At 44.0% G+C, this 24,482-nt stretch carries 14 protein-coding genes; 13 read left to right on the top strand and 1 reads right to left on the bottom strand.

What is annotated here, in order from left to right; translation table 11 throughout:
• The 13 genes from flgK to FKV70_RS07475 all read left to right on the top strand — a co-directional run bounded on the left by flgK (position 1) and on the right by FKV70_RS07475 (position 13,072).
• Positions 1-1,569 carry a flagellar hook-associated protein FlgK gene (flgK, locus tag FKV70_RS07535; RefSeq protein ID WP_142612403.1) on the top strand — a complete coding sequence of 523 codons (1,569 nt, stop codon included), beginning with the start codon at positions 1-3 and terminating at the stop codon, positions 1,567-1,569.
• Positions 1,570-1,630: 61 nt separating this feature from the next.
• The gene (flgL, locus tag FKV70_RS07530; RefSeq protein ID WP_090737978.1) at positions 1,631-2,551 is read left to right on the top strand and encodes a flagellar hook-associated protein FlgL; all 921 of its coding nucleotides are present in this window, start codon (positions 1,631-1,633) and stop codon (positions 2,549-2,551) included.
• Positions 2,552-2,570: 19 nt separating this feature from the next.
• The gene (locus tag FKV70_RS07525; RefSeq protein WP_142612401.1) at positions 2,571-3,140 is read left to right on the top strand and encodes a DUF6470 family protein; all 570 of its coding nucleotides are present in this window, start codon (positions 2,571-2,573) and stop codon (positions 3,138-3,140) included.
• Between the two features lie 90 nt (positions 3,141-3,230).
• Positions 3,231-3,683, top strand: coding sequence for a flagellar assembly protein FliW (fliW, locus tag FKV70_RS07520; protein WP_142612399.1), 453 nt, complete (start codon positions 3,231-3,233; stop codon positions 3,681-3,683).
• 2 nt (positions 3,684-3,685) lie between these two features.
• Positions 3,686-3,925, top strand: a complete 240-nt coding sequence (gene csrA / locus FKV70_RS07515) for a carbon storage regulator CsrA (RefSeq protein WP_063212276.1) — start codon at positions 3,686-3,688, stop codon at positions 3,923-3,925.
• A 152-nt stretch (positions 3,926-4,077) separates the two neighbouring features.
• Positions 4,078-4,905 carry a flagellin Hag gene (gene hag, locus FKV70_RS07510; RefSeq protein WP_063212278.1) on the top strand — a complete coding sequence of 276 codons (828 nt, stop codon included), beginning with the start codon at positions 4,078-4,080 and terminating at the stop codon, positions 4,903-4,905.
• Positions 4,906-5,046: 141 nt separating this feature from the next.
• The gene (locus tag FKV70_RS07505; protein WP_142612397.1) at positions 5,047-6,924 is read left to right on the top strand and encodes a glycosyltransferase; all 1,878 of its coding nucleotides are present in this window, start codon (positions 5,047-5,049) and stop codon (positions 6,922-6,924) included.
• 45 nt (positions 6,925-6,969) lie between these two features.
• Positions 6,970-9,885: a glycosyltransferase family 4 protein gene (locus FKV70_RS07500; RefSeq protein WP_142612396.1), complete on the top strand. Its 2,916-nt coding sequence runs from the start codon at positions 6,970-6,972 to the stop codon at positions 9,883-9,885.
• 111 nt (positions 9,886-9,996) lie between these two features.
• The gene (locus FKV70_RS07495) at positions 9,997-10,395 is read left to right on the top strand and encodes a flagellar protein FlaG (RefSeq protein ID WP_142612394.1); all 399 of its coding nucleotides are present in this window, start codon (positions 9,997-9,999) and stop codon (positions 10,393-10,395) included.
• Positions 10,396-10,410: 15 nt separating this feature from the next.
• Positions 10,411-11,871 (top strand): flagellar filament capping protein FliD, encoded by a 1,461-nt coding sequence (fliD, locus tag FKV70_RS07490; RefSeq protein WP_142612392.1) that lies wholly within the window; start codon positions 10,411-10,413, stop codon positions 11,869-11,871.
• Between the two features lie 19 nt (positions 11,872-11,890).
• Complete coding sequence (fliS, locus tag FKV70_RS07485) at positions 11,891-12,295, top strand: flagellar export chaperone FliS (protein WP_142612390.1); 405 nt, start codon at positions 11,891-11,893, stop codon at positions 12,293-12,295.
• Positions 12,288-12,623 (top strand): hypothetical protein, encoded by a 336-nt coding sequence (locus FKV70_RS07480; RefSeq protein WP_142612389.1) that lies wholly within the window; start codon positions 12,288-12,290, stop codon positions 12,621-12,623. The genes fliS and FKV70_RS07480 overlap by 8 nt, the downstream gene beginning before the upstream one ends.
• 251 nt (positions 12,624-12,874) lie before the next feature.
• A complete protein-coding gene (locus FKV70_RS07475) occupies positions 12,875-13,072 on the top strand; it encodes a cold shock domain-containing protein (protein WP_007432685.1) in 198 nt (65 codons plus the stop codon).
• A 162-nt stretch (positions 13,073-13,234) separates the two neighbouring features.
• Here FKV70_RS07475 and FKV70_RS07470 read toward each other — a convergent pair whose 3' ends face one another.
• Positions 13,235-24,310, bottom strand: coding sequence for a DUF7507 domain-containing protein (locus FKV70_RS07470; protein WP_142612387.1), 11,076 nt, complete (start codon positions 24,308-24,310; stop codon positions 13,235-13,237).
• Between the last annotated feature and the right edge of the window lie 172 nt (positions 24,311-24,482).

Below are 24,482 nucleotides of genomic sequence, written 5' to 3'. Positions count from 1 at the left end.
GTGCCATCCACATTTCATTCCATAGAAACAGCTAAAAGAAGTCTTTTTACACAAACGGCAGCTTTAAATACAACAGGACACAACATAGCTAACGCTAACACGGAAGGCTACACACGGCAGACGGTCAAAATGAAGGCTTCCATCCCCATGGAGGCTTACGGTATTAACCGTTCTAATGTACCTGGTCAATTGGGAACAGGTGTTGAATTTGACGCTATTGAGCGTATTCGTGAGAAGTTCTTGGATAGCCAGTATCGCGGAGAAAATACTGAACTGGGTAGTTGGACAATTCGAAGTAATACACTTGATAAGCTACAACAGATTATGAATGAGCCATCCGATACAGGGATTCGGAAAGTTCTAGATAACTTTTATAAATCTTGGTCTGACTTAAGTAAAGACCCAGAAAGTGTGACTGCACGAACTATTGTTAAAGAAAATGCACTTGCTTTGACTGATGCAATGAATCATATGAGTAAACAGTTGAATAATTTATCTGCGGATTTAACTTCTAATGTGGAGGCTAAGTCTAGTGAGCTACAAAGTTATGTAAACTCCATAGCTGATCTGAACCAATCGATTACTAAAATTGAAGGTTTGGGCGATAACGCTAACGATCTACGTGACCAACGTGATTTGATTGTCGATAAAATCTCGAAAATCGTTAATGTAACGGTGACTGATACTGATCAAGGCTACAACGTTAATATGGGTGGTCAAGCATTAGTAACTGGATTTGAACCGACTACTGGAATTAACGGCGCCTTTTTACAAGCAGCTTTTGCCTCTAATGATTTACAAGGTGGCGAAGTGCATGGAATGATCTACTCCAGAGATCAATTTGTAGCAGATTACTCAGCCCAAATGGATAATCTCGCCAACACCTTGGCGACAGGTAATATTACTGTAACGCTACCTAAAGGCTCAGTTCTGCCAGAAGGCACTGTCCTGAATGGAGTGACTTACACAGGGGCCAGCCGAACACTTCAATCGGATTTAACAGTTACAGTTAAAGGTCTTAATGGTTTGCATCAACTGGGATATACCCAAGAAAATAAAGATGCTAACGGTAATATGGTTGCAGGTAAACCTTTTTTTGTAACTTCAAATAATGGTGGGACAATAACAGCAGGCAATATCACGTTAAACACTGCTATAGTAGATAATCCTAACGCTATTGCAGCATCCCTTCGGGTAACTGGCACTGCTCCTACTGAGGAATTGGTAAAGGGTAATAATACATTGGCATCCTTGATGTCCAATTTGAAATTAAGCAATTTCACTTCAGTTTCTACGGGGAATACAGCTACTATTGATAGCTTCTTCAGTTCTATGGTTGGTCAGTTGGGGATAGAGGCTCAAGAGGCTACAAGACAGACACAAAACTCGACAGCTCTCGTTTCTCAAGTAGAAACTATGCGCCAATCTGTGAGCGGTGTCTCACTGGATGAAGAAATGTCCAATATGATCAAGTTTCAGCATGCCTATAGTGCCGCTGCTCGGTTTATGACCACATTCGATCAATTATTAGATAAATTAATTAACTCCACGGGTGTAGTGGGAAGATAAGAATGGGGATTAAATATCTGATGTATATACACTGGATATTTAATTACGGAGGGATATAACTATGCGAGTTACTAACAATATGCTAAGCTCACAGCTTTTGCTTAATTTAAATCGAAATTCTGAACGTATGAATAATACGCAGAACCAGATGTCGACTGGACGTAAGTTGAACAAACCCTCTGATGATCCTGTAGGCATTACGTATTCCTTAAGGTACAGATCTGAACTGTCTTCAAATGAACAATACCAGCGGAATGTGGACAGCGCAGTGTCATGGCTTGATTTTAATGATACGGTAATGGATCAGGCTGGCCAAATTATGCAAAGAGTACGTGAACTTACAGTACAGGCCTCTACGGGGACTAATCCACAATCAGCGTTGGACAGCATTAACAAAGAAATCGGTCAGCTTAAGGAACAAATGATTGATGTTGTGAACAGCCAGTTGAACGGAAAATATATATTCAATGGTCAGACCTATGACAAGAAGCCTTACGACCTTCCTCTAAATGCAGATAATACGCATGATATCTCTGGAGCAGCGTCTATTGTGACGGACACTGGGAATGTTAATTTTATAGTAGGGGAAAATGTAGCTTTACCCATTAATGTTACTGGCAATGAAGTTGTAGGAACAAGTGCGGATGCCGACAATTTGTTTACTATTTTTAATCAGCTCTCATCAGCTCTGGCAAGTGGTGATATTAAAACAAGTGGGGATCAACTAGCTAATATTGATTCACGTGTGGAAAAAATGCTAAAAGTTCGGTCGGAAATGGGTGCTAAATCTAATCGTGTTGAGCTAATGCAGAGCCGTTTGAGTGATCTCGAGGTAAACTTAACGGATTTGCAATCTAAAACGGAAGATGCAGATTACGCTGAGCTTTTAATGAATTCCAAGATCCAAGAGAATATTTACAATGCTTCTTTGTCAGCAGGAGCGAAGATCATATCCGCATCATTAGTTGATTTCTTAAGGTAATCTAAGGAGGGGGGGAGAGATGCCCATTGTTCCGATGCTTCAGATCCGGCAAACTCCGGCTATCCTGCATATTGACGCAGACCCTGGGCAGTATTCGATTCAACAGCCTTCGGCTGATATGGAATTAAAAACACGACGTGCTCAACTGGAAATTCACCAGTATCAGCCACAGCTGACCATAGATCAAAGTGCGGCCTTCTCTGCCTATAATGGTGGCAATTACCTTGAGATGAATAATCGAATTTATTCAGGGTTACCACAGATATTTTTACAAGCTATTGCGCATAAAGTGGAGCAAGGCAACCGAATGGCGGCGATTCACATTCCTGGTAATACTGTAGCCAATGTTTATGGAGAGGATACAGAAACGCATGTGCTTCCTGAATTTAGGGGTCCGGCATCTATGGATAATGTCGATATTCATGTTGAAACACGTGCACCTGATATTACATATACACCTGCTGTATCGGAAATGCATGTGACCGTTAATCGTCCAGAGATTGAGTATACTCGGGGGAAACTGGAGATTTATATGCAGCAGTATCCATCTGTGGCCTATATTCCGCCTGAAATTGATGTCATGATGTAAAATAAGTTAAGGTTATAGAGGTTGTTCAAGCCGTCTATAGCCTTTTTTTAATAAAACGTAAAGATCTAATTGAATATTGGAGGAATAATAGTGATTATATCCACATCTATTTGGGGTGACATTGAAGTTAATGACAAAGAAATATATCGTTTTGAAAAAGGAATTCCAGGATTTGAGGAGACGACTGAATTTGTGTTGCTCGATCAAGATGAGGCACCCTTTTACTATCTCCAGTCCCTTCAGCAGAAAGAACTATCTTTTGTCCTAGTTGACCCTTTTATATTTTATCCTGAATACGAGTTCGAACTCCCTGATAGTGAAGCGGAAGAACTGGGGATTGAATCTAATTTAGTTGTTCGCAGCATACTAACATTACATGAGCAGGTAGAGAACTCAACGATCAATTTATTGGCACCTTTGGTATTCAATCCCGATAATAGGCAAGCCAAGCAGGTTGTTTTGTACCAGTCTTCGTATCTGACCAAGCATTCACTGCAACCTATTAAGGAAGACGAAACCATCCGTTCAAAGGAAGGTGAATAATCATGCTGGTGCTTTCGCGTAAAAAAGGCGAGTCTATTATCATTCAGGATCACATTGAGGTCATGGTACTCGGAGTAGAGGGGGATATCGTCCGTATAGGGATTTCAGCACCCAAACAGATGGACATCTTTCGCAAAGAAATCTATTTATCCATTCAAGAGTCCAACCGTGAATCTGCTGCCCATACGCAGCCAAATTTGGATGCTTTGCGCAAGATGATAAATAAAAACAACGGAAAATAAAAAAAAATCCTAAAATGCTATTAAAAGTTCGACGAGAATGTCGATATATATAGTACAAGCTATTGCGGAGGGGCGGCCGACTTCAACGGATAGCTGTAACAACAATAAACCACATGGATGTGGGACATTTACCTTCAGGGAGGAAATTTAAAATGATTATCAATCACAATATCGCTGCAATGAACACTCACCGTCAACTGTCTGTCAACACAGGCAACACTAACAAAGCTATCGAGAAACTGTCATCCGGTCTGCGTATCAACCGTGCTGGTGACGATGCTGCTGGTTTGGCAATTTCCGAAAAAATGCGCGGCCAAATCCGCGGTTTGGATATGGCTTCCAAGAACGCTCAAGATGGTATCTCCTTGATCCAAACAGCTGAGGGTGCATTGAACGAAACTCACAGTATCCTTCAACGTATGCGCGAATTGTCTGTTCAATCTGCTAACGATACTAACACTACTGTAGACCGCGGCGCTCTTCAAAAAGAAGTTGATGAACTCTCCAAAGAGATCACAAGAATCTCCAGCACCACTGAATTCAACACTAAGAAATTGTTGGATGGTTCTGCTTCTGGTGTAGTATTCCACATCGGTGCTAACGCAAGTCAAAACATTAGCTTGTCCATTGGTTCTATGGATGCTAGTACTCTGGGTGTTGCCCAATCTGCTACAAGTGGTATCGATATCTCTACTCAAAGTGCGGCTGACGCAGCTATCTCCACAATCAACGCTGCAATCGAAACAGTTTCTGGTGAGCGTGCGAAATTGGGTGCGAACCAAAACCGTCTGGAACACACAATCAACAACCTGAACACTTCTTCTGAGAACCTGTCTGCAGCTGAATCCCGTATTCGCGACGTAGATATGGCGAAAGAAATGATGAACCAAACGAAGAACAACATTCTTGCACAAGCTGCTCAAGCTATGTTGGCTCAAGCCAATCAACAGCCTCAAGGTGTTCTACAATTGCTTCGTTAATTTTTCACTAGTGTCAAAAAGGAATCCCAATTATGGGATTCCTTTTTTTGTTAGTGAGAACTCCTTTTTCAAGGCTAATGAAGACATAAGAAACAGCCGATAAAAGTTATATAACGCACTTACTAAAAAAGGAGTTTTACCATGAACAAAACTATTTCTTTGTGCATGATCGTGAAAAATGAAGAGAAAGTGTTAGATAGATGTTTAAATAGTGTTGAAAACAAAGTTGACGAAATTATCATAATAGATACTGGCTCGACAGATTCAACGATGGAAATTGCAAGGAAATATACAGAGAAAGTATATTCCTACCAATGGGCCGATGATTTCGCAGCAGCCCGCAATCGTTCATTAGAATATGCCGAATCTGATTATATTCTAGTACTGGATGCAGATGAGTATTTGGAGTCGAATACGGACTTAAAAACAGTTGTCGGGTCAGGTAAGGATTATTACCTAATAAGAATTAGAAATTTGCTATCTTTTGGTTGGGCGCATACACATACTGCAATTCGATTGTTTGTAAATAAACCACAGTTAAAATATAAAAATCGTCTGCACGAGCATTTAGACACTATGAACGAGAATTATGAGTATTCAAATGAAATGGCAGACTTTGTTATTCTGCACACTGGTTATATGAATGAAACCTTAGCGGAAAAAGATAAGCTATCCAGAAACCTACCTATTATGTTAAAGGAAGTCGCTGAAAATCCAAATGGCTACAATTTGTTTAACACAGGGAATGTATACTACTCCTTGGGCAACTATAAAAAGGCGATAGAGTTCTATCAAAGATCATACCCACTCAGTAAGGATAAATCTTATACTCCAGAGCTTTTAACTAGAATAGCAACATGCCTGAGCTATTTGGACAAACATGAGGAAGGTTTGAGAGTTTTAGAAGATGCAGTTGAGATATTTCCAAATACAGTGGATTTGCGTTATGCACAAGGTAAAATTTATTTCGAAGCTGGTTATTTTAAAGATGCTGAACTTACATTTCGAAAATGCGTAGTCATGGGTGATAAAGGAATAACTGTCACTGAGGGAGCTGGGGGTTATGGAGCTCACTATTATCTATCCCTGCTTTATTATAAAAAAGGTGAGCTGGCAAAAAGTTATGATGAGATCATTAAAGTGATTCAAGAAAAAAAGTTGTTTGTACCTGGTCTGAATCATTACTTTGAGATCATTTTGAAAGGCAATATTCCTTTCGAGGACGTAAAGCAAAATATAAACAATATTTACAATATATCAAATGTAGAAGAATTACGCTGGCTCATGGAGTCTATGTATTCTTTGCGTCATCCGCTACTTAATGAATATTTGGATAGTTATAGTTTGACAGTTGAAGATAAGATCAGAGCAGTTGCTCTGCTGTTTGATAAAAAATATGAAGAGTCTAAGCACTGTTGGGAGCAAATATCAGTTGGTGAAGAGAACGCATTGGACGTGCTTGTGCTTGCTACTATACTAAATGATCAGACTCTATTTCAATTAATTCAACCGCTTCTTAATCTTAGTAATAAAGAGCAAAAAACCTTATACACTTTCTTAATGGATGGCAAAAATGATAAGAAACCTGTGATAACTACTAGAACAGAAGAAATTATTATGAAAGTAATAACCCATTTAATAAGCTTACAGGAATTTGACGTTTTTGAGAAAATTTCGACAATGATCCTCAAGTCAGATGTTGACATAAATATTAGATTGGGCGAAGTTTTAGTGAATTATGGCTTTAATGAAGTAGCAATAGATGTGCTTTCTAAATGCTTCGAAAGACAACCTAGAAACTCAATGTTAGTGCGTTTACTGGGCGATGTTTGTCTTAAATCTGGCTATTTACAGGATGCGCAATTATTCTATTCCAGGCTATTGGAATTGAAACCCGAATATTCGTCGTATGAGAGATGTTTTAACTTGTACGAGGCACTGAATGACTCTGAAGGCATGGGAGTGATTAAAGCAGAAATTAAAAAGAAATTTAGATTCTCAGATTGGGTGAATTCTTAAGGCTTTACTGAAATTTTAGTTTTACACTTGAGAGGAGTTCAGCTAATGCTAAGCCAAATTATTAGTGAAGCTAGATCTGAAGAATATAGGACCAGAATGAAGCGCCTCGCATATGCTGAGACTCAAAGACTTGTCCCTAAAGAGCCTAAACAAAATATTCATATTGTTTATGTGATAGGACACGTTAATGTTTGCGGGGGGAATAAGATAATACTTGAACACGCAAATGGACTGAAAAAGCTAGGAACTCAGGTCTCTATTATTTCCCATTTTCCCAAACCGGATTGGTTTCCTATTGATGTAAATTATATTAAGATACCCTTTCAAGTTAATATAGCTCAGTTTATACCTGATTGTGACGTTATAGTCGCAACTTATTGGGATCAAATTAATGTTTGTGTCGATGCAGGCATTGCACCAGTTGTTTATTTTGAGCAGGGAGATTTTCACTTATTCACGGATGTGAGCGAAGAATTGTCAATCACCTTAAATCATCTCTTTGCGCTGCCTGCATATATAACGACAGTATCAGAGCGTGTATCATGGATTATAGAGAGTAAGTTCAAACGTAGACCAAAGGTATTTCACAATGCTCTCAATAGAAATGTATTTTATGAGAAGTCCTCTAACTCTTTGGGAGTTAGAAAAATGATTGTCGTTGGTAGTGATAGGGTAGAGTTTAAAGGTATTGATGATTTAAAGCAGGTGCATAAAAATATTGTTGATAGAGGTTATGATCTTGATTTTGTTTGGATAACTCCCAATGAGCCACTACAACCTTATGGACAAGTATATATTAATCCTCCGCAAACCAAAATTGCGGAACTCTATCGAGATGCTTATGTTTATGTATCAGGATCGCACTATGAGTCTTTTTCTCTTCCACCGTTAGAGGCCATGGCTTGTGGTACCCCAGTAGTAGTAACTGATAGTAATGGCGTTATGGAATACGCGGTTAACGAGCATAATAGCTTGGTGACTAATGTTCGTGATATACAGGGAATTACCGATCAGGTTATACGTTTGTTAAATGATGAGGAGTTATACAAAAAATTAAAAAAAAATGGTATAGATACTGCAAATTCATTTAGCTGGGATACAATTTTATCCGAATTATTATGTTTTTATAAAAGTGTATCTGCTCATAAGGTGCAAATCCAAGAAAACAATGAATGGGATATAATTTGTGAAGATAAGGATCAACTTTCTAATGAGGAATTACTTTATATTAACCACCTTCTAGACACTACGAAAGCAAGCGAGATTTGGAGACCTGTAGAATATTCAACCGTTCAAGGAATAAGTAATATTTCTTGGGAGTTATTTTATAAAAGAAGGGACTATCTAGAAAAGGGGTTTCCTGAAAAAGTATTAATTAAAAGTAAAAATCCTAATTTAACAAATACTAAGTACAAAACAGTGGCGGCCTTATTTGAGCATAAAAAGTATGTGGAAGTATTGAGGTTTCTAAAAGATGTTTTGTCTGTCACTAGTAAAGAATCGATAGAGTACCCAGTGTGCATACGTTGGATTACTTTATGTTACATGGAGTTGGAAATGTACTCAAATGCATTTGAACTTCTAACATCTACTTTGGAAATTCACAAGATGAACATGGAGCTTTGGTACTTGCTTTCTAGAGTGCTTTATGGATTAGGGGCTAGAGATAGAGCGGCTGCTATTTGTGAATATTTTCTTACAATAGATAATTCATATTTCTATCCAGATTATATAGGAAATCTAAATGAATTGGTTGGTGAACTCTGTTCCAAGTTAAATATAGAGAATAAAGAGTCTTCGCTGGAAGCCTCTTTGTTACAAACAGATAATAAAGGTCAGGGTGGAGTCAGCAGGAAGTATAAAGTGATAATTTTTGGAGTTAACACTTTAACAGAGTTTGCTTATCTTCTTACTGATCCAAATAAATGCACAGTTGAGGCAATCGTCGATTCTAGTGGACAATATGCTGGGAGAATTATAAGAAATACTAAAGTCATTGGTCTTAATGAGATCAATTCTTTTGAATATGATTATATTGTTAAGCTTGAAGCAAACAGCTTACTTAGTTCGCTCGATGCAAGCAAAATTATTGATTTGGTGGGTGCTTTAAATAATTATTATCTATATGAGTATCATAAAAATATTAACAGCATAACTGAGAACCAGAATGACATAACTGGTATAGTTACAGGTATTTCATATCATGAGGTAGGAATTAATACAGAGTTATTGGGCGGGAACTATAAAAATATGGCTTTATCCAGTCAAGATCTTTTTTATGATTATAAGATTGCGGAGTGGATACTTGATTACTTTAACCCTAATAAAACAATAAGCAATTTCATTATTGGGCTTAGTTATTATAGTTTTCATTTTGACCTATCTTTAAGTATCTATAAAGATCGTTCGCGCATGTATTATCCGATCTTTCAAACAATGCATAACTATCATGAAGAGAAGAAAGCTCAACAAGACTATGATCAGTTTGAAACTCTTAGTAAGAAGTTATTGCTAGATGATTTGACAATAAAAGTCTTCGAGGCTTTTAAAGAAAGCAAAGAAGAAGAAAATACTATTCTTAGAAGTCGAGAAATGTCTAGTGATGATAAACTCCATGCTGCCGTTTTAGCAGAAAAAGACAGCAACAAAAATTACCCAAAAACTGTGGAAGAAAATAAAGCAATACTCAAAAAGTATCTTGATATGCTGCAAAAAAACAAGATCACGCCAGTATTTGTTGTATGTCCTGTAGCAAAATGTTATAGTGACGCGTTTTCCCCTAAGCTAGAACGAGAATTTCATTCGATCATTAAAGAGATGAAGGAAGAATATGATTTTAAGTTACTAGACTACTTTAGGAGTCGTAATTTTGAAGAGAAGGATTTTTACGATGCTTCTCACTTAAACATTAACGGCAGGGATAAGTTGTCCAGAATGATTGATAAAGAGCTATGTAGATAACTGCTTACCATCCTTGGGATCGAAAATTATAATCTACAAATTTATACTCTATTCAGTTCATTGATGGTCTAGCCGATATATATTATAAAAACATGTATCGGAGGTTGTCAGATGAATCTGCAGTTCTCAGTTTCGACAAGTACCACAGTGGATGCAGTAAAAGGTGGTAATTTAAAGAGTGAGTACACTGGTTCTCACAATACTAATAGTGGTGCGATAATACAAACTATTAAGACCGATCTTGAATTAACAAAGCATGAAAAACAAGGGATGTCAGTGTCACTTGGTGAGGAACAGCTAATTAAGGCAATAGACCGAGCAGTTAAGGCTCTACAGGGTCCTTCCACAACATTAGAAGTTAGCGTACATGAAAAGACACACCAAATTATGGTGAAGGTCCTGAATAAAGAGAGCGGAGAACTTATCCGAGAAATTCCCCCAGAAAAAACATTGGACCTAGTAGCTAAGATGATGGAAATAGCAGGAATCCTAGTAGACCAAAAAGCGTAAGGAGGTAATTATATCATGCGTATTAACGGATTTTCCGGAATGGATATCGATAGCATGGTCACAAGTTTAATGACTGCTCAAAAAGCCCCATTAAACAAGTTGAATCAACAGAAACAAATCTTGGAATGGACACGGGACAGCTATAGAGAGTTAAATAGCAAAATTGTTGATTTCAGAACTAAACTTTCGGGGTTTAAGTTATCACCTGCGATGAATACACAACAGGCGGTTGTATCGGGAAATACGACCGCAATCAAAGCAGACGCAAGTGCTAATGCGAGCGGTGCGGCGATGGCTGTACAAGTTACAAGTATCGCGCAAAAGTCGAATATGACAAGTGGAAGTAAGTTATCGACTAGCTCTAGTGCAGATGCTACACTAACAACAAAAATTGGAGATCTATCCACTAGTACTGGTGCAGCAGATTATACAGTCACCATTAATGGGAAATCCTTAACCTTTTCTAGCGACAAAACTATAAATGACGTTATTAAGACAATTAGTGCGGATGCCGATATGAAGGTTAATGCGAGTTTTGATGAAGTATCCGGTAAATTTTCCATCACATCAAAAGATTATGGAACGAATCTTACAGATGGTTCAGGTACTTTGAAAACATTATTGGGAATGGGTACAATACAAAACGCTACAGCAGGAACAGTAAAAATTAGTACGGACGGTGGTTTGAATTTTAAGGAATTTACCACTAATAACAATTCTCTTACTGTTAATGGTGTCACGCTCACCCTTTTATCAACGAACACATCTACAGATCTTGCGAAAGTTCAAACTCAAACAGATCCAGCTAAAGCGCTAGATACGATCAAAAATTTCGTTCAAAATTACAATGACTTACTCAATACCTTTAGTTCGAAAGTCAAAGAGGAAAAATACCGTGATTATCAGCCACTTACAGATGAACAAAAGAAAGATATGAAAGAGAATGATATTACACTTTGGGAACAAAAGGCTAAAAGTGGTCTTCTCAAAAACGACAATATCCTATCTTCAGCAGTCTCCTCGATGCGTTCAGTGATTACAGGAAGTCTCGGTGATCTAAGTGCACTAGGAATTACAACGGGACAATACTATGAAAATGGAAAAGTATATATTGACGAGGAGAAGCTTAAGGTTGCTTTACAGAGAGACCCTCAAAAAGTCATGAATATTTTTCAGGGTAGCGCTGATGGTACGAATACAGGAATATATAGTAAAATCAGTGACGAATTGAACGGAACATTGGACTTACTAGCTAAGAAGGCAGGTACATCTAAGTTTAGTTCTGATGTGAATAGTATATTTAAATCAGAAAGTATTATGGGCAAGCAACTTGCAGATTACAATAAACGAATTTCTGACATGAAAAGCCGGCTAAGTGATATGGAAACACGCTATTACAAACAATTCTCAGCCATGGAAGAAGCCATGAATAAATATCAATCCCAGTCGTCTAGTCTGACAGGTTTGTTAAAATAGATAGTAAAGGGTGAGCGGATTGATTACATCTCCTTATGAAAAATATCGGCAGTCTTCGGTTCAGACCTCTACTCCTTCTCAACTTGTAGTTATGTTATATGATGGAGCCATTCGCTTTGTTAAGGCAGGGCTGGTTGCTTTAGATTCTAAGGACTACCAAAAGGTTAACCTAAACCTTGGTAAAGCACAGACCATCGTTAGTGAGCTAATGTCGACGTTGGATCATTCCTACGATATTTCTAAAAGCTTGTTTGCTCTCTACGAATATATGAATTATCTTTTAATTCAAGCCAACATAAAAAAAAGTGCAGATCCAGCCAATGAAGCTCTAGGATATCTCACCGAATTACGCGAAACCTGGGTACAGGCAAGTAAGTTGACAACGGGTGCTGCGGATACAGCGATAGGAGCCAACCATGGATGAGCTTATCGGTCAACTGGAAAACCTTACTACTGATTTAATGAATCGACTGAATGTAACATCTTATGAAGAGATGGTGAGATTTGTTGAAAGTCGTCAGTTGCTAGTGAATGAACTAGAGGAACTTCTTAAGCAAAGTGCTGCAGACGTAGGACAGACCGATCGTATAAAGAATCTTTTAAGTAATGATACTGCCATCATAAGCAGAATGAATTTCTTAAAAGGAGAAGCAGCCGACTGGCTCCAACAGCGTAACATGGCCAAAGTTCAGCGCAATGCCTACGAAACCGCCTATTCTTCTGATGCCATTTTGATGGATCGCCGAAAATAAAAATATTTTCCCTAACCCGTTTCACCTGTTTCAGCATACAGGGAAGCGGGTTATTACTATATTATAACCTCTATACAATCATTAAGAATTCATTGTAACGATATTCAACTGTATTAGCAGGAGAATATTGATGGCAAATAAATGTATGAAAACATTATCAATTCCAATTGACAATGGATAACTTTGGGTGGTATAGTCAAAAATGTGGGCGAGAGCTTCACTTCATTTGATGACGAAGGGAATGTTAGTGCATGCAAGGTAAAGTAAAATGGTTTAACGCAGAAAAAGGTTATGGTTTCATCGAAACGGCTGAAGGCGGCGACGTATTTGTACATTTTTCCGCAATTCAAACAGAAGGCTTCAAAACACTTGAAGAAGGACAAGACGTGGAGTTCGACATCGTCGAAGGCGCACGTGGACCACAAGCCGCTAACGTAACCAAATTATAATCATCCCGGCATAGCCGACCTACATAATTGGTAAGATGGTTAGCAATGGATAACGCGCTAGCACTGCCCTGGAATATATTCCAGGGCTTTTTTATATTTACTAGATACATAAAAAAGCCCCTTACCTAAGGGTAAGGAGCTCAACTCAGTTTGACAAAACGTTTACTCTAGAGAACCATCAAAGTCAGCCATCTCCACAAAAATGGTATTGGAGGAGGCGGATTGTTTCTCTACGCGTCCGTCTGGATACCGGAATTGATAGCGTAGGATGGCCTGGGCGATCAGATACGCGCGAAGTGCAGATTCGATATCGAAGGAGAAGACGATGACGGCTTTGTGGTCAGGATCAAGCTGGCCTAATGGAATACCTTGGAGTAAATTAGGATGCGGAAGCGGTACTGAGTTCACGGTGACGGTTCTCAGTACAAGGAAATCTTCAGCTGAGAATGGTGCTGTGAGCAATAGTTCCTCCATTGGGGTATTGCCGATGTTTTCCATCTGAAGGGTAAAGGACAAGGTATCTTCTTGTGCGACACGTAAAGCGCTAGAACTAAGTGTAAGTTTAGGAATAGCTGCGATGACAGTCAACTCTACGGTGTTGGTTTGAATGGTTTCCTTCAAGGTCTCTCCACCACTACGACGTGAGGTATATTCGATGGTGGCCTGGTTGCTGAATGTTCCATCAGCAGGTGCTTCACGAATTTGGGCCTGGAGCGTAAGTGTAAGCGTCTCCCCTGGTGCAATATCCGGGAGTGTGATACCAGTGCCAGGATTAGCGCCTGGCTGCGCTTTATCTTGGATCGTCAGGCTGTCGGGCACATAAACAAGTCCGTGCGGCAACGGATCGGTGAACAAGGGATACTGCGCCGAGATTCCTCCTTTATTTGTAATCTGTATGGTAAAGGTAAGTGTGTCTCCTACAGAAGCGTCATGAGTGTTCACCTGCTTCACTAATTCGAGCAGTGGGAACACCACTGGAATCGTAACGGTATTGGTAGTTAATGTGCCTGGTACGATTCTTCCTCCAGGTAATGTAAATGAGTAGGTAAAGGCAGCTTGATTCACGATGTAGCCAGTTGAAGGTGCCTCGGATACGGTTACTTGGTAAGTCAGGGTCAATGACTGATCAGGTTCCACAGACCCAAGACTAACTCCGGCAGCAGGATCGGCGCCTGTCAATGATTGGCCGTTCAATTGGATACTGTCAGGAATGTACAGGGTTCCGGCAGGAATAAAATTTTGCAGAATAACTTCTGAAGTAATGTTGCCGTAGTTATTAATTTGTACCGTGTAGGTCAGGGTTTCTCCTGCTTGGGCCTCCTTGTTGTCTGTGGAGATGTTTGCGGCAAGCTGCGGATCGAAAACAGCTACAGTCACGGTATTGCTGGTGATCTCGCTCGCACCGTCGCTATCGGCATACTGAAGGCGCACGTGATTATTTAGACGTCCCCCGACCGGCAGGGATTGAACATTTACGGTGTAGGTCACGTCAATGTTCTGTCCCGCCTGTAAGCTACCGATAAAGAGGGGTTCGCCCAGCTTGCTAGAAGCAGGTGGAATACCATCAATTCCCAGGCTGTCCGGGCTTATGATGGTGCCGCTTGGTACGTAATCAGCTAACACTATATCGGTAACGACAGAACCTCCATCATTAACAATAGTCAACTGGTAAGGCACCGCATCGCCCAGTGCGGCAGTAGATACCGTTGTGCGCAGCACCGCTGACAGGCCTTCTGGATCGGCAGTGGCTACTTTAATTGAGACAGAAGGCGAAGTGGTCTCTTGATCTAGGCTCCGTCCATCTGGCAACTGGTAGGAGTAAGTCAGCGAAGCTTGATTCTCCAATAAGCCCGACTCAGGGATACGAACGACAAGTGCGGAGAAGACGGTAGTCGTTCTTTCTCCAGGTGCAATGACGCCTAGAGCAATACCTTGTTCTGGACTGACACCATATTGAGCCACTCCATTAACTGAAACGGAGTCGGGAACAAAGGAGAGATCAGGTGGCAAGAAGTCTGTCAACAAGCCGAAGGCGCCCGTATTTCCGATGTTCTCTGCGATGATGGAATAGGTGACGTTTTGACCCGGCTGTGCGCTCTCTGTATTGGTTGTTTTTTCAAGACTCACTACAGGCTGGAAAATAGCAACCGTTACAGGATTGGACAAAATGGCACTTGCTTCTTCACCATTCGTAAGTAACAAGCGGGCCTGGTTGGTACGCGGTCCCGGCTGTTCTGTGGCAGCGATCCGGACTTCAAAGGATATAAAGGTCTTAGTATTCGCTTCTAATGGTGGCAACGGTATGCCGTCACCAGGATCTATTCCGGTCATTGTAGACCCGTTAATCTGAACTGTATCTGTAATAAACTCGATATCCTCTGGTAACGTATCCACTAAACGGGCATTTTGCACGGTGCCTGCGTCCTCGTTAAGAATCACGAGTTCATACGTCAGGATATCGTCAGTCGTGGCAAAAGGCGAGCTTACGTTTTTACTTAAGGTGATGTCTAGCGGTGACACGGCAACTTCAACGATGTTGGATAAATGGAATCCGCCAGCCTCCCGGCCATCTGGAGCATTAAAGCGATAGCCTACCTCAGCCTGATCTACCAGCAGTATAGCTGTAGGGATGGAGGATACCAGCACTTGGAAAGTGACGGTTGCCGATTGTCCTGGTGCTATGGCTGGAGTCGGAATGCCGGAAACCGGGCTTGCACCAGGAGCAGTGATGCCGTTAATCGATACTGTATTTGGAAGGAATACAGAGCCGTCTGGAATATTGTCACTTACCGTAGTCGAGGCAGCAATGTTTCCGGTGTTGGAGACGACAACTGTGTAGGTGATGATGTCACCTATGGTGGCATTATTGGTATTGCTTGTTTTGACAGCTGTCAGGATTGGCTGGAAGACTGGAATAGTTACCACATTAGAGGATGAGCTGCCAGTAAATGCCCCGCTGGTAAAGCTGACTGATGCCTGATTGGTTAATTGTGCAGGTGTGGGCAGGAAATTGACTCGAACCTGGAATGTAACGGTAGTAACGGCCCCAGGAGCGAGCGTACCGATGGCAATGCCAAATCCCGGATTTCCATCGGGGAAGGAGGTTCCGTTTATAGTAACACTACCGTTCACAAAGGAGCTTCCTGCTGCAATGATATCTGAAACCACTATATTATTGGCGGTACTGATTCCATTATTGGAGACGGCCAGGGTATAGGTGATGATATCACCAACAATGGCGTCTGTAGCTGCTGTTCCTTTAACAATGCTCACATCTGGTGACGACACAGAGATACTGAGTCTGTTGGATACAGATGATCCTGATACGGTTCTGCCATCCGGCGGCTGGAAGGTGAATGAGCCTGATGCTTGATCGACCAGCACCTGTGGATTTGGCAGGGCATTGATAACGGTTTGGAAGGTGACGGATACCGTTCCGCCTGGCAGTACGGATCCAACCGGGACGCCAGTTTCGATAGATACACCAGGTTGCGGACTGCCAGCGATACTGACACTGTTGGCAAGAAATACTGATCCGGCGGGAATATTATCACTGATCGTAAGAGCAGCTGCAATATTGCCATTATTCACAGCTGTAATCGTATAGGTTAGTGTATCGCCAACGGAGGCATTAAGAGTACTGGATGCTTTAGTAAGTGTAATTAACGGCTGGAATACAGGGACGATGAGTGGATCGGAAAAGGCAGTACCGGCGAATGTTCCGCTGGTAAATGTAACGGATGCAATATCCGTGAGCAGTGGTGGCTGCGGCAAGCTCTGGACAGATGTCTGGAAACTCACGATAAATGTATTTCCAGGTGCGACGTTTCCGATGGCAATTCCAGCAATTGGCGAGGCGTTAGGGAAAGGTACACCATCGATAAGGACACTACCCGGAACGAAGGAAGTACCTGCTGGGATTGTATCGGTTACAACGGTATCTGAGACGGAATCCACACCGCTATTCGTGATGCTCAGTGTATATCTGATCGTATCTCCGACTACAGCGGCTCCCAGGCTGGATGTTTTAGTTACCTGGATATTAGGTGCAGACACAGCAACATTAACTGCATTGGATGTGACAGAACCGCTCAACACTCTACCATCCGGTGGGGAGTACGTAAAGTTCACTTGTCCTTGGTCGGTCAATATAGGCGGAGTTGGCAGAGATGAGACGATGGTTTGGAAGCTTACTGTGATACTGCCTGAAGGAGCCAGTGATCCGAGTGTTATGCCTGTAACTGGCGAAGCTCCCGGCACAAGGATACCGTTAACGACTACACTGTTAGGTAGTAGTTCTGAACCTGCAGGAATGTTATCCGAGAGAACTGGTAAAACGGCGATATTTCCAGTATTGGTTAGCGTCAAGGTGTAGACCAATGTCGATCCGATCTGTGTATTCATGGTATTAGCGGTTTTAGTCAGGCCGATGATCGGCTGATAAATAGGCAAGGTAACCGGATCGGATTGCGAAGATGAGGTCAACGCGCCTGAAGTAAAGCTGACGGTCGCTTGATTAGTTATTTGCGGCGGCTGAGGCAGACTGACGACGGAGAATTGGAATGTAACGGTTGCCGATCCACCTACCGCAATGGTGCCTACAGGGATACCTGAGCTTGGCGATGCAGTAGGTACAGATGTGCCGTTCACGGTCACACTGCCAGGAACAAAGCTGGTGCCGGGCGGTAGCGGATCAGATACGACGGTGTTGACGACGGGGCTGATCCCGTTATTTGTAGCAATCACGGTATAAGTAATGGTGTCTCCGACTACGGCATCAGTAGCTGAGGCTGTTTTGGTCACGTCCACGTCCGGCGAAGAGACGGAGACGGTCACGGCCGGGGATACTGCACTTCCGGTCAGGACACGGCCATCTGGTGGCTGATAGCTGTAAGCAGCGGTCGCCTGATTGATCAGCGTACCCGATGCGGGCAGCGAAGTAATCACTGCCTGGAAGGTGAGCGAAACGGTCGTAGCGGCTCCAACAATACCTAAGGGAATCCCAACGGTTGGATCTGAACCAGGGGCGGCGGTACCGTTGATCACTACGCTATTAGGGATAAAGGCAGCCCCGGCTGGAATCGGATCGGTAAGGACGGTATCCGCGCCGATATTCCCGGAATTTGTGACAGAAATGGTGTAGGTTACAGTATCTCCAACCGTAGCTCTTCCTGTTCCTGCACTTTTTGCTACAGTGATGATCGGTTGATACACAGGGATGGTAACGGGAGTGGATACAGAAAATCCATTAAATGCACCTGAGGTAAAGCTGACGGTCGCTTCATTGGTAATGGACGCTGGTGACGGTAGTGATTGTACATTAAGCAAAAAGCGAATGGTGGCTCCGCCGCCGGCTCCAAGCGTCCCGATAGGAATACCAGTTTGCGGGTTGGCTGTAACAGCAGGAGTGCCGTTAATGGTAACGCTGCCTGGTACAAAGGCGGTCCCGAAAGGTATGGTATCTGTGACGATTACGCTAGTCACCGGATCGAGTCCGTTATTGAACGCAGTTATGACATACGGAACAGAATCCCCCACAACAGCGACATTCGCATCAGCAGCCTTCGTGACTGTAACATTGGGTGATGAGATTGGAATGGATACGGGCAAGGCGGCACCGCTGCCGGTCAACGTTCGTCCATCTGGCAGTTGGAACGTGTAATTCACGTTGGCTTGGTTGGTTAATACGGAGCCAGGTGGAACCGATATAACTACGGCGCTAAATGAGACAGTTACCGTTGCACCTGGGGCGACCGAGCCGATATCAATGCCTGTAATCGGGTTCGCCCCAGGAATGGGCGCACCGTTGACCAATACGCTATTTTGATTCAGGCTCAGCGAGCTGGATAACAGATCAAGCACGACTGTTTCTGCGGGCGCATTGCCTGTATTCGTGACAGTGATGACAAACCCAAGCGTATTCCCTACGGTTGCACGATCTGCGCTCAGAGTATTGGTCACATTTAAAATCGGCTGAAATACAGGCAGGCTGACTTGATTCGAGACCGATTGACCTGCGAAAGCCCCGGAATTAAAGGAGACCGTTGCTTGATCCGTGGATAAACCTGATGCTGGCAACGATGTTACTGTGGCCTGAAAGGAGACTGTTGCCGAGCTGGCAGCGGGGATAGTGCCTACAGACACGCCTGTGGCGATGTTGGCTCCTGGTATAGTCACGCCATTGACTTGTACGGAGTTAGGCACAAAGGTAGTGCCATCAGCTATCGGGTCGATAAAGACCGTTCCTGTTACAGGTTCAATGCCTCCGTTTGCTGCGGCAATGGTGTACGTAATGGTGTCTCCAAAGGCTACAGAAGTCTGATTGACTGTCTTGGTCACGGTGACATCTGGATTGGATACTGGAATAAACACCGGATTGGATTGGACGCTTCCGTTTAATGTTCGACCGTCAGGCGGCTGGAAAGTGAATGTGGCCGAGCCCTGATTTAACAGGCCCAAGCCCGTAGGGACAGCATTAATCACCACTTGAAAGGTTAGAGCGACCGAGGCACCTACTGCAATGTTTCCGACAGCGACACCTGTTTGGGGATTAGCTCCAGCAACAGGCAAACCATTTACGGTGACACTGTTGGGTATAAAGGAGGAACCTGATGGAATGGCATCGGTAAAGGTAGCTGTTGCTGCTAAATTACCTGTATTTTGGGCGGTCAGAGTATAGACTACGGTATCGCCTACGGTTGCTTGACTCGTGTTAGCAGTCTTAACGAGGTTGAGAATAGGTTGGTAAACAGGGACGACCACGGTGTTGGAGAGCGATACGAAATTCAGTGTGCCGCTGGTAAAAGAAACCGTTGCCTGGTCGCTCAGTTGCGGTGGATTAGGCAGGCTGCTAACAGACACAGAAAAGGTGACAGTTGCTGACGCCCCGGCAGCGATCGAACCGATAGGAATCCCTGTCAAAGGGCTGGCTGAAGGCAGCGTTGTTCCATTCACGGTAACGGAGCCCGGAACAAAAGAGGAGCCTGTCGGAATAGTATCAGTCACACGAACAGCAGTTACAATTTCGATGCCACTATTGGTAGCTGTAATGGTATAGGTTATCGTATCACCGGGGACAGCATCAGTTGCCGAGGCGCTTTTACTAACCTGCACATTGGGTGAAGAGACAGGAACTGTGACAATATTGGACGAAACATTGCCGTTAACAATCCGGCCATCCGGCGGTTGAAAGGAAAAGCTGATATTCGCCTGGTCGGTGAGTTGGGGAGGTATAGGCACGGAAGTAATCACCACCTGAAAAGTTGTTTGAGTCGTAGCTCCGGGTGCAATGGAGCCAATAGACAGGCCTGTTGCGGGACTGGCGCCCGGAGCAGGAGTACCGTTGACGACTACACTGTTCGGCACCAGCGCCGAGCCTGCGGGGATATTGTCTGTCAATGTGGCAGTAGCAGCTATATTGCCATTGTTGGTTACCGCCACGGAATACGTTACGACATCACCAACCGTTGCCCGTATGGGGGCAGCAGTTTTACTTACAGTTAGCACTGGACTATTGACGGCTACCGTCAACGGATTAGAAATTGAGACACCTGAAAAGGCGCCGCTGGTATAGCTGACACGCGCTTGATTGTTGAGCTGCGGTGGGCTCAGCAATGGAGAGGATACCGTGACCCTGAACGTAATCGTAGCCCCTCCTCCTGGGGGAATATTCCCAACCGGGATACCTAATGCCGGATCTCCGCTGGCCACTGCGATGCCATTCAGTGTTACGCTGCCCGCAGTGAATTGGGAGCCGGCTGGGATCGGATCGGAAACAACTACATTGTTCACTGCCTGAATGCCTTTGTTGAGTACAGTCAGTGTGTGTGGCACCGAATCGCCTGGAATGGCAGTGGTTCGGTCTGTAGTCTTCGAAATAGACACATTTGGCGCAGACACAGGAATAGATAACACGTTAGACGATGTGCTTCCTGTTCGTACCCGCCCATCGGGCAAGGTAAAGGAAATAGCAGCGGTAGCCTGGTCTGTCAGCACAGATGGTGTGGGAAGAGAAGCCACTACAGTTTGGAAAGTTAATGTGATCGGGCTTTGCGGTGACACAGTTCCGATGAAAATACCTGCTGCCGGACTGGCCCCAGGCTGACTAACACCATTGACGATCACACTGTTCTCTATAAATGTAGATCCAGCAGGGATGGCATCGGTCAGTGTTACAGAAGCATTATAGTTGCCGCTGTTGGTGACCAGTAAGGTGTACAAAATCGTATCGCCGACTGTAGCCGCTGTTGTATTTGCAGATTTGGCGATGCTGATGCGAGGTTGATAAACGGGCACAGCAACGGTATTCGTCTGGGATGTCCCTGTAAAACTACCGCTGGTGAAACTGACACTGGCTGTGTTTTGCAGCGGCTGTACGGACGGGACGGCATTGACTTGCACGGCATAGGACACTAGAACAGATGCGCCTGCACCAATGCTGCCGACTGGAATGCCGCTTCTTGGGTCCGCTGTGCTCACAGGTGAGCCGCCAACGATTACGCTGCCAGGTACAAATGAGACGCTGCCGGGAAGCGGATCGGTAATGACGGTGTTGGTGATCGGATCAATCCCGTTGTTGACTGTGTTCACGCTGTAGGTCAGTGTTTCACCTACACTAACGGATGTAAATCCCGCAGATTTGGTTACCGCCACGCTAGGTAGCGAAATAGATACAGAAACAATATTAGACAGGAGAGAGCCGGAGAGAATCCTCCCGTCTTGCAACTGATACGTATATTGAAGTAGCCCCTGATCGTTTAATCCGCCTCCAGGCGGTAGCGAGTCTACGGTGGTGCGAAACGAGACGGTAATTTGTGCTCCAGGATTTACAGTGCCTACTGTAATACCGGTATTGGGATTGGCACCCGGAACTGAAGATCCGCCGACAATGACGCTGCCTGAAATAAAAGTGGAGCCTGCTGGTACAGTTTCCGTCAAGGTTGTGTTTAACACGGCTGTACCGGTATTGGCGATGAGAAATGAATAAGTAATCGTTCCACCGACGCTGGCACGGTTGGAGCTTGCGCTTTTGGTAACTGTTGGTGCGGCAATCACGACAGGTATGGTTACGAGATTGGACAAAGATGATCCAGTAAAGGCACCAGAGGTAAAGCTGACGGTTGCGCGATTGTTGATTTGCGCTGGGGAAGGCAATGAATTAATGGCTGCTCGAAACACAACCGTTACCGAAGCCCCTGGAGCCAAAGTGCCAATGGGAATCCCGTTGACAGGCGTGGCTGTCGTGGCTGGTGTTCCGTTTACGGTGACACTGCCGGATACAAAGGCAACCCCGCCTGGTAGCGGATCAGTGACCACTACATTGGTCACATTTGCAATTCCATTATTGGTAGCCGTTATCGTAAACTGAATGGTTTCTCCAACAGCGGCAGCCACCAGAGAAGAGGCCTTGGTCACGGTCACATTTGGCGAGGATACAGGGATGGTGAGCGTGTTCGACGTCCCGCTTCCATTCAATACCCGTCCGTCAGGCGGTGTAAAGGTATATGTGTAAGTCGCCTGATCGGTTAAATTACCAGAGGCGGGAACGGTATTAACGAGGGTCTGGAAGGTTACTGGTATAGTAGCCCCCGAATTAATCGTGCCTACCGAAAAGCCAGTAGTGGGATTGGCAGCAGGTACGGAAGAACCGCCAATAGTCACACTGCTTGGAACAAAGGATGAGCCCGCCGGGATGCTCTCAGTAAAGTTGAGATTGGCAGCGATGCTGCCTGTGTTTGATATCTGGAACGTGTACGTAATGGTGTCCCCAACGGTAGCAGTGGTTGCATTGGCACTTTTAACCATCCTAATGATGGGCTGATAGATGGGCGTACTTGCAGTGTTGGACGGGACATTACCAGAAATGACAGGACCGCCTGGAACGGTCTGAAAAGAAAAGGATGCCGATGCCTGATTGCCTAGCTGCGCATTGGCTGGCAAGGAAGTGACCGTTGCCCGAAAGGAAATGGTTACCGTGCTTGAAGGAGCTACACTGCCCACTGTAATGCCTGTCGCAGGATTGGCTGTAGGCTGGGCTGAGCCCGCGACAATAACACTGCCGGGGACAAAGGTAGCCCCTGCAGGTATGGTGTCCGTAAGCACGGTGTCAGAGGCGCTAACGAGCCCTGTATTTGAAATGCTAACGGTATAAGTCACAGTATCGCCGATAACCAAGCCTGTAGAGCTGGCCGTTTTAGTCAGGGTCACCAGCGGGGCGTTGATATCAATTTGAATGGCGTTGGCATTAACGATATAAATATCGCCATTTGTGGTTAGTTGAAGGACACCACTGGTTTGGCTGTTTAGTAGTGTAGAAGAGATATCGACGTTGGTAATGTCCCAGCCTTGCCGTCCCCCCGTGACCTGCGTCCCAGGTGTCCCATTCACGGCATTCGTAGTACCGAAGGTCCCTGTCGTGACCAATGTACCGTCATCCCCGTTAATTTGAGACGCAAAAAAGTTAGTCGAGAAATTGTTGGGCCCAGACAGCGCAGTCAAATTGGACGTGGTAGGTCCAAACAACGCACGATCCCCGGTGATATCCACGTCACCCTCTTGGGCGCTAATTAACGCCCTGCCGCGCAAAGTCCCCTGTACAGGTGTGGCAAACCCGCTTACTACCACGTTGACTGAGCCAGTAGCGCTGCTGACCCCTTCACCACCTACGCGCAGCGATAGATTACGGAAGGGGAGAGATGGGTTATTGTACACCACTGCCAGCGTCCATCCAGCGTGGTTGGTATTAGTAGAATCGGGAACCGTGATGGTGCCCGTCACATTTCCAACCGTGTACGCCCCTGCGCCGCCTTGAATGACCAGATTCGTTACATTTGCGGTTCTTACATAGGTACTGAGACTGGTAACGTTGACTGATGTTGCAGATTCAGGGCTAACTGTAGTAGATAAAGCAGGCGTCTGAAATATGATCGGATTACTGGCGCTGGACAATACATTGGTACTGCCATTGGCATAGCTTCCTCCCCAAATAAGCTCAGCATATAGCACGGTACTGCCTGCAGGGAGCACAAGAAATGCCGCCGATGAATTACTGGCAAAGGAAGAAGTCGTGCCGAATGGATACGTGCCAAAGCGAGAGGCTGTATTGGTTGTGACGAAAGCGCCAATGCTGGTCACTGTACCTGGCACCCCCGCCGAAGCAGAACGTGCCAGCCCGAGTGTATTTCCTATAAAGGTAATAGCCTCGGTCTGGTTCGTTGCATAACGCTGAATAAATGCCATGAATTAACTTCCTACTTTCCATCTCTTCCTGATCGGCTGTCTTAGGGATTTTGCAGGGGAAGAGCCAGCTGGGCTGGGTGTAATGATCCTTTCGTATAAATTGCCTGCATGATAGTCAGGTCTTGCTTTTAGCATAGGTTCTATACCGGATTCAGTCTGACAAATAACCCCC

The sequence above is a fragment of the Paenibacillus ottowii genome (genome assembly GCF_006874425.1).
GTDB lineage: Bacteria > Bacillota > Bacilli > Paenibacillales > Paenibacillaceae > Paenibacillus > Paenibacillus ottowii.
This window is presented reverse-complemented; position numbering and strand designations above follow the sequence as displayed.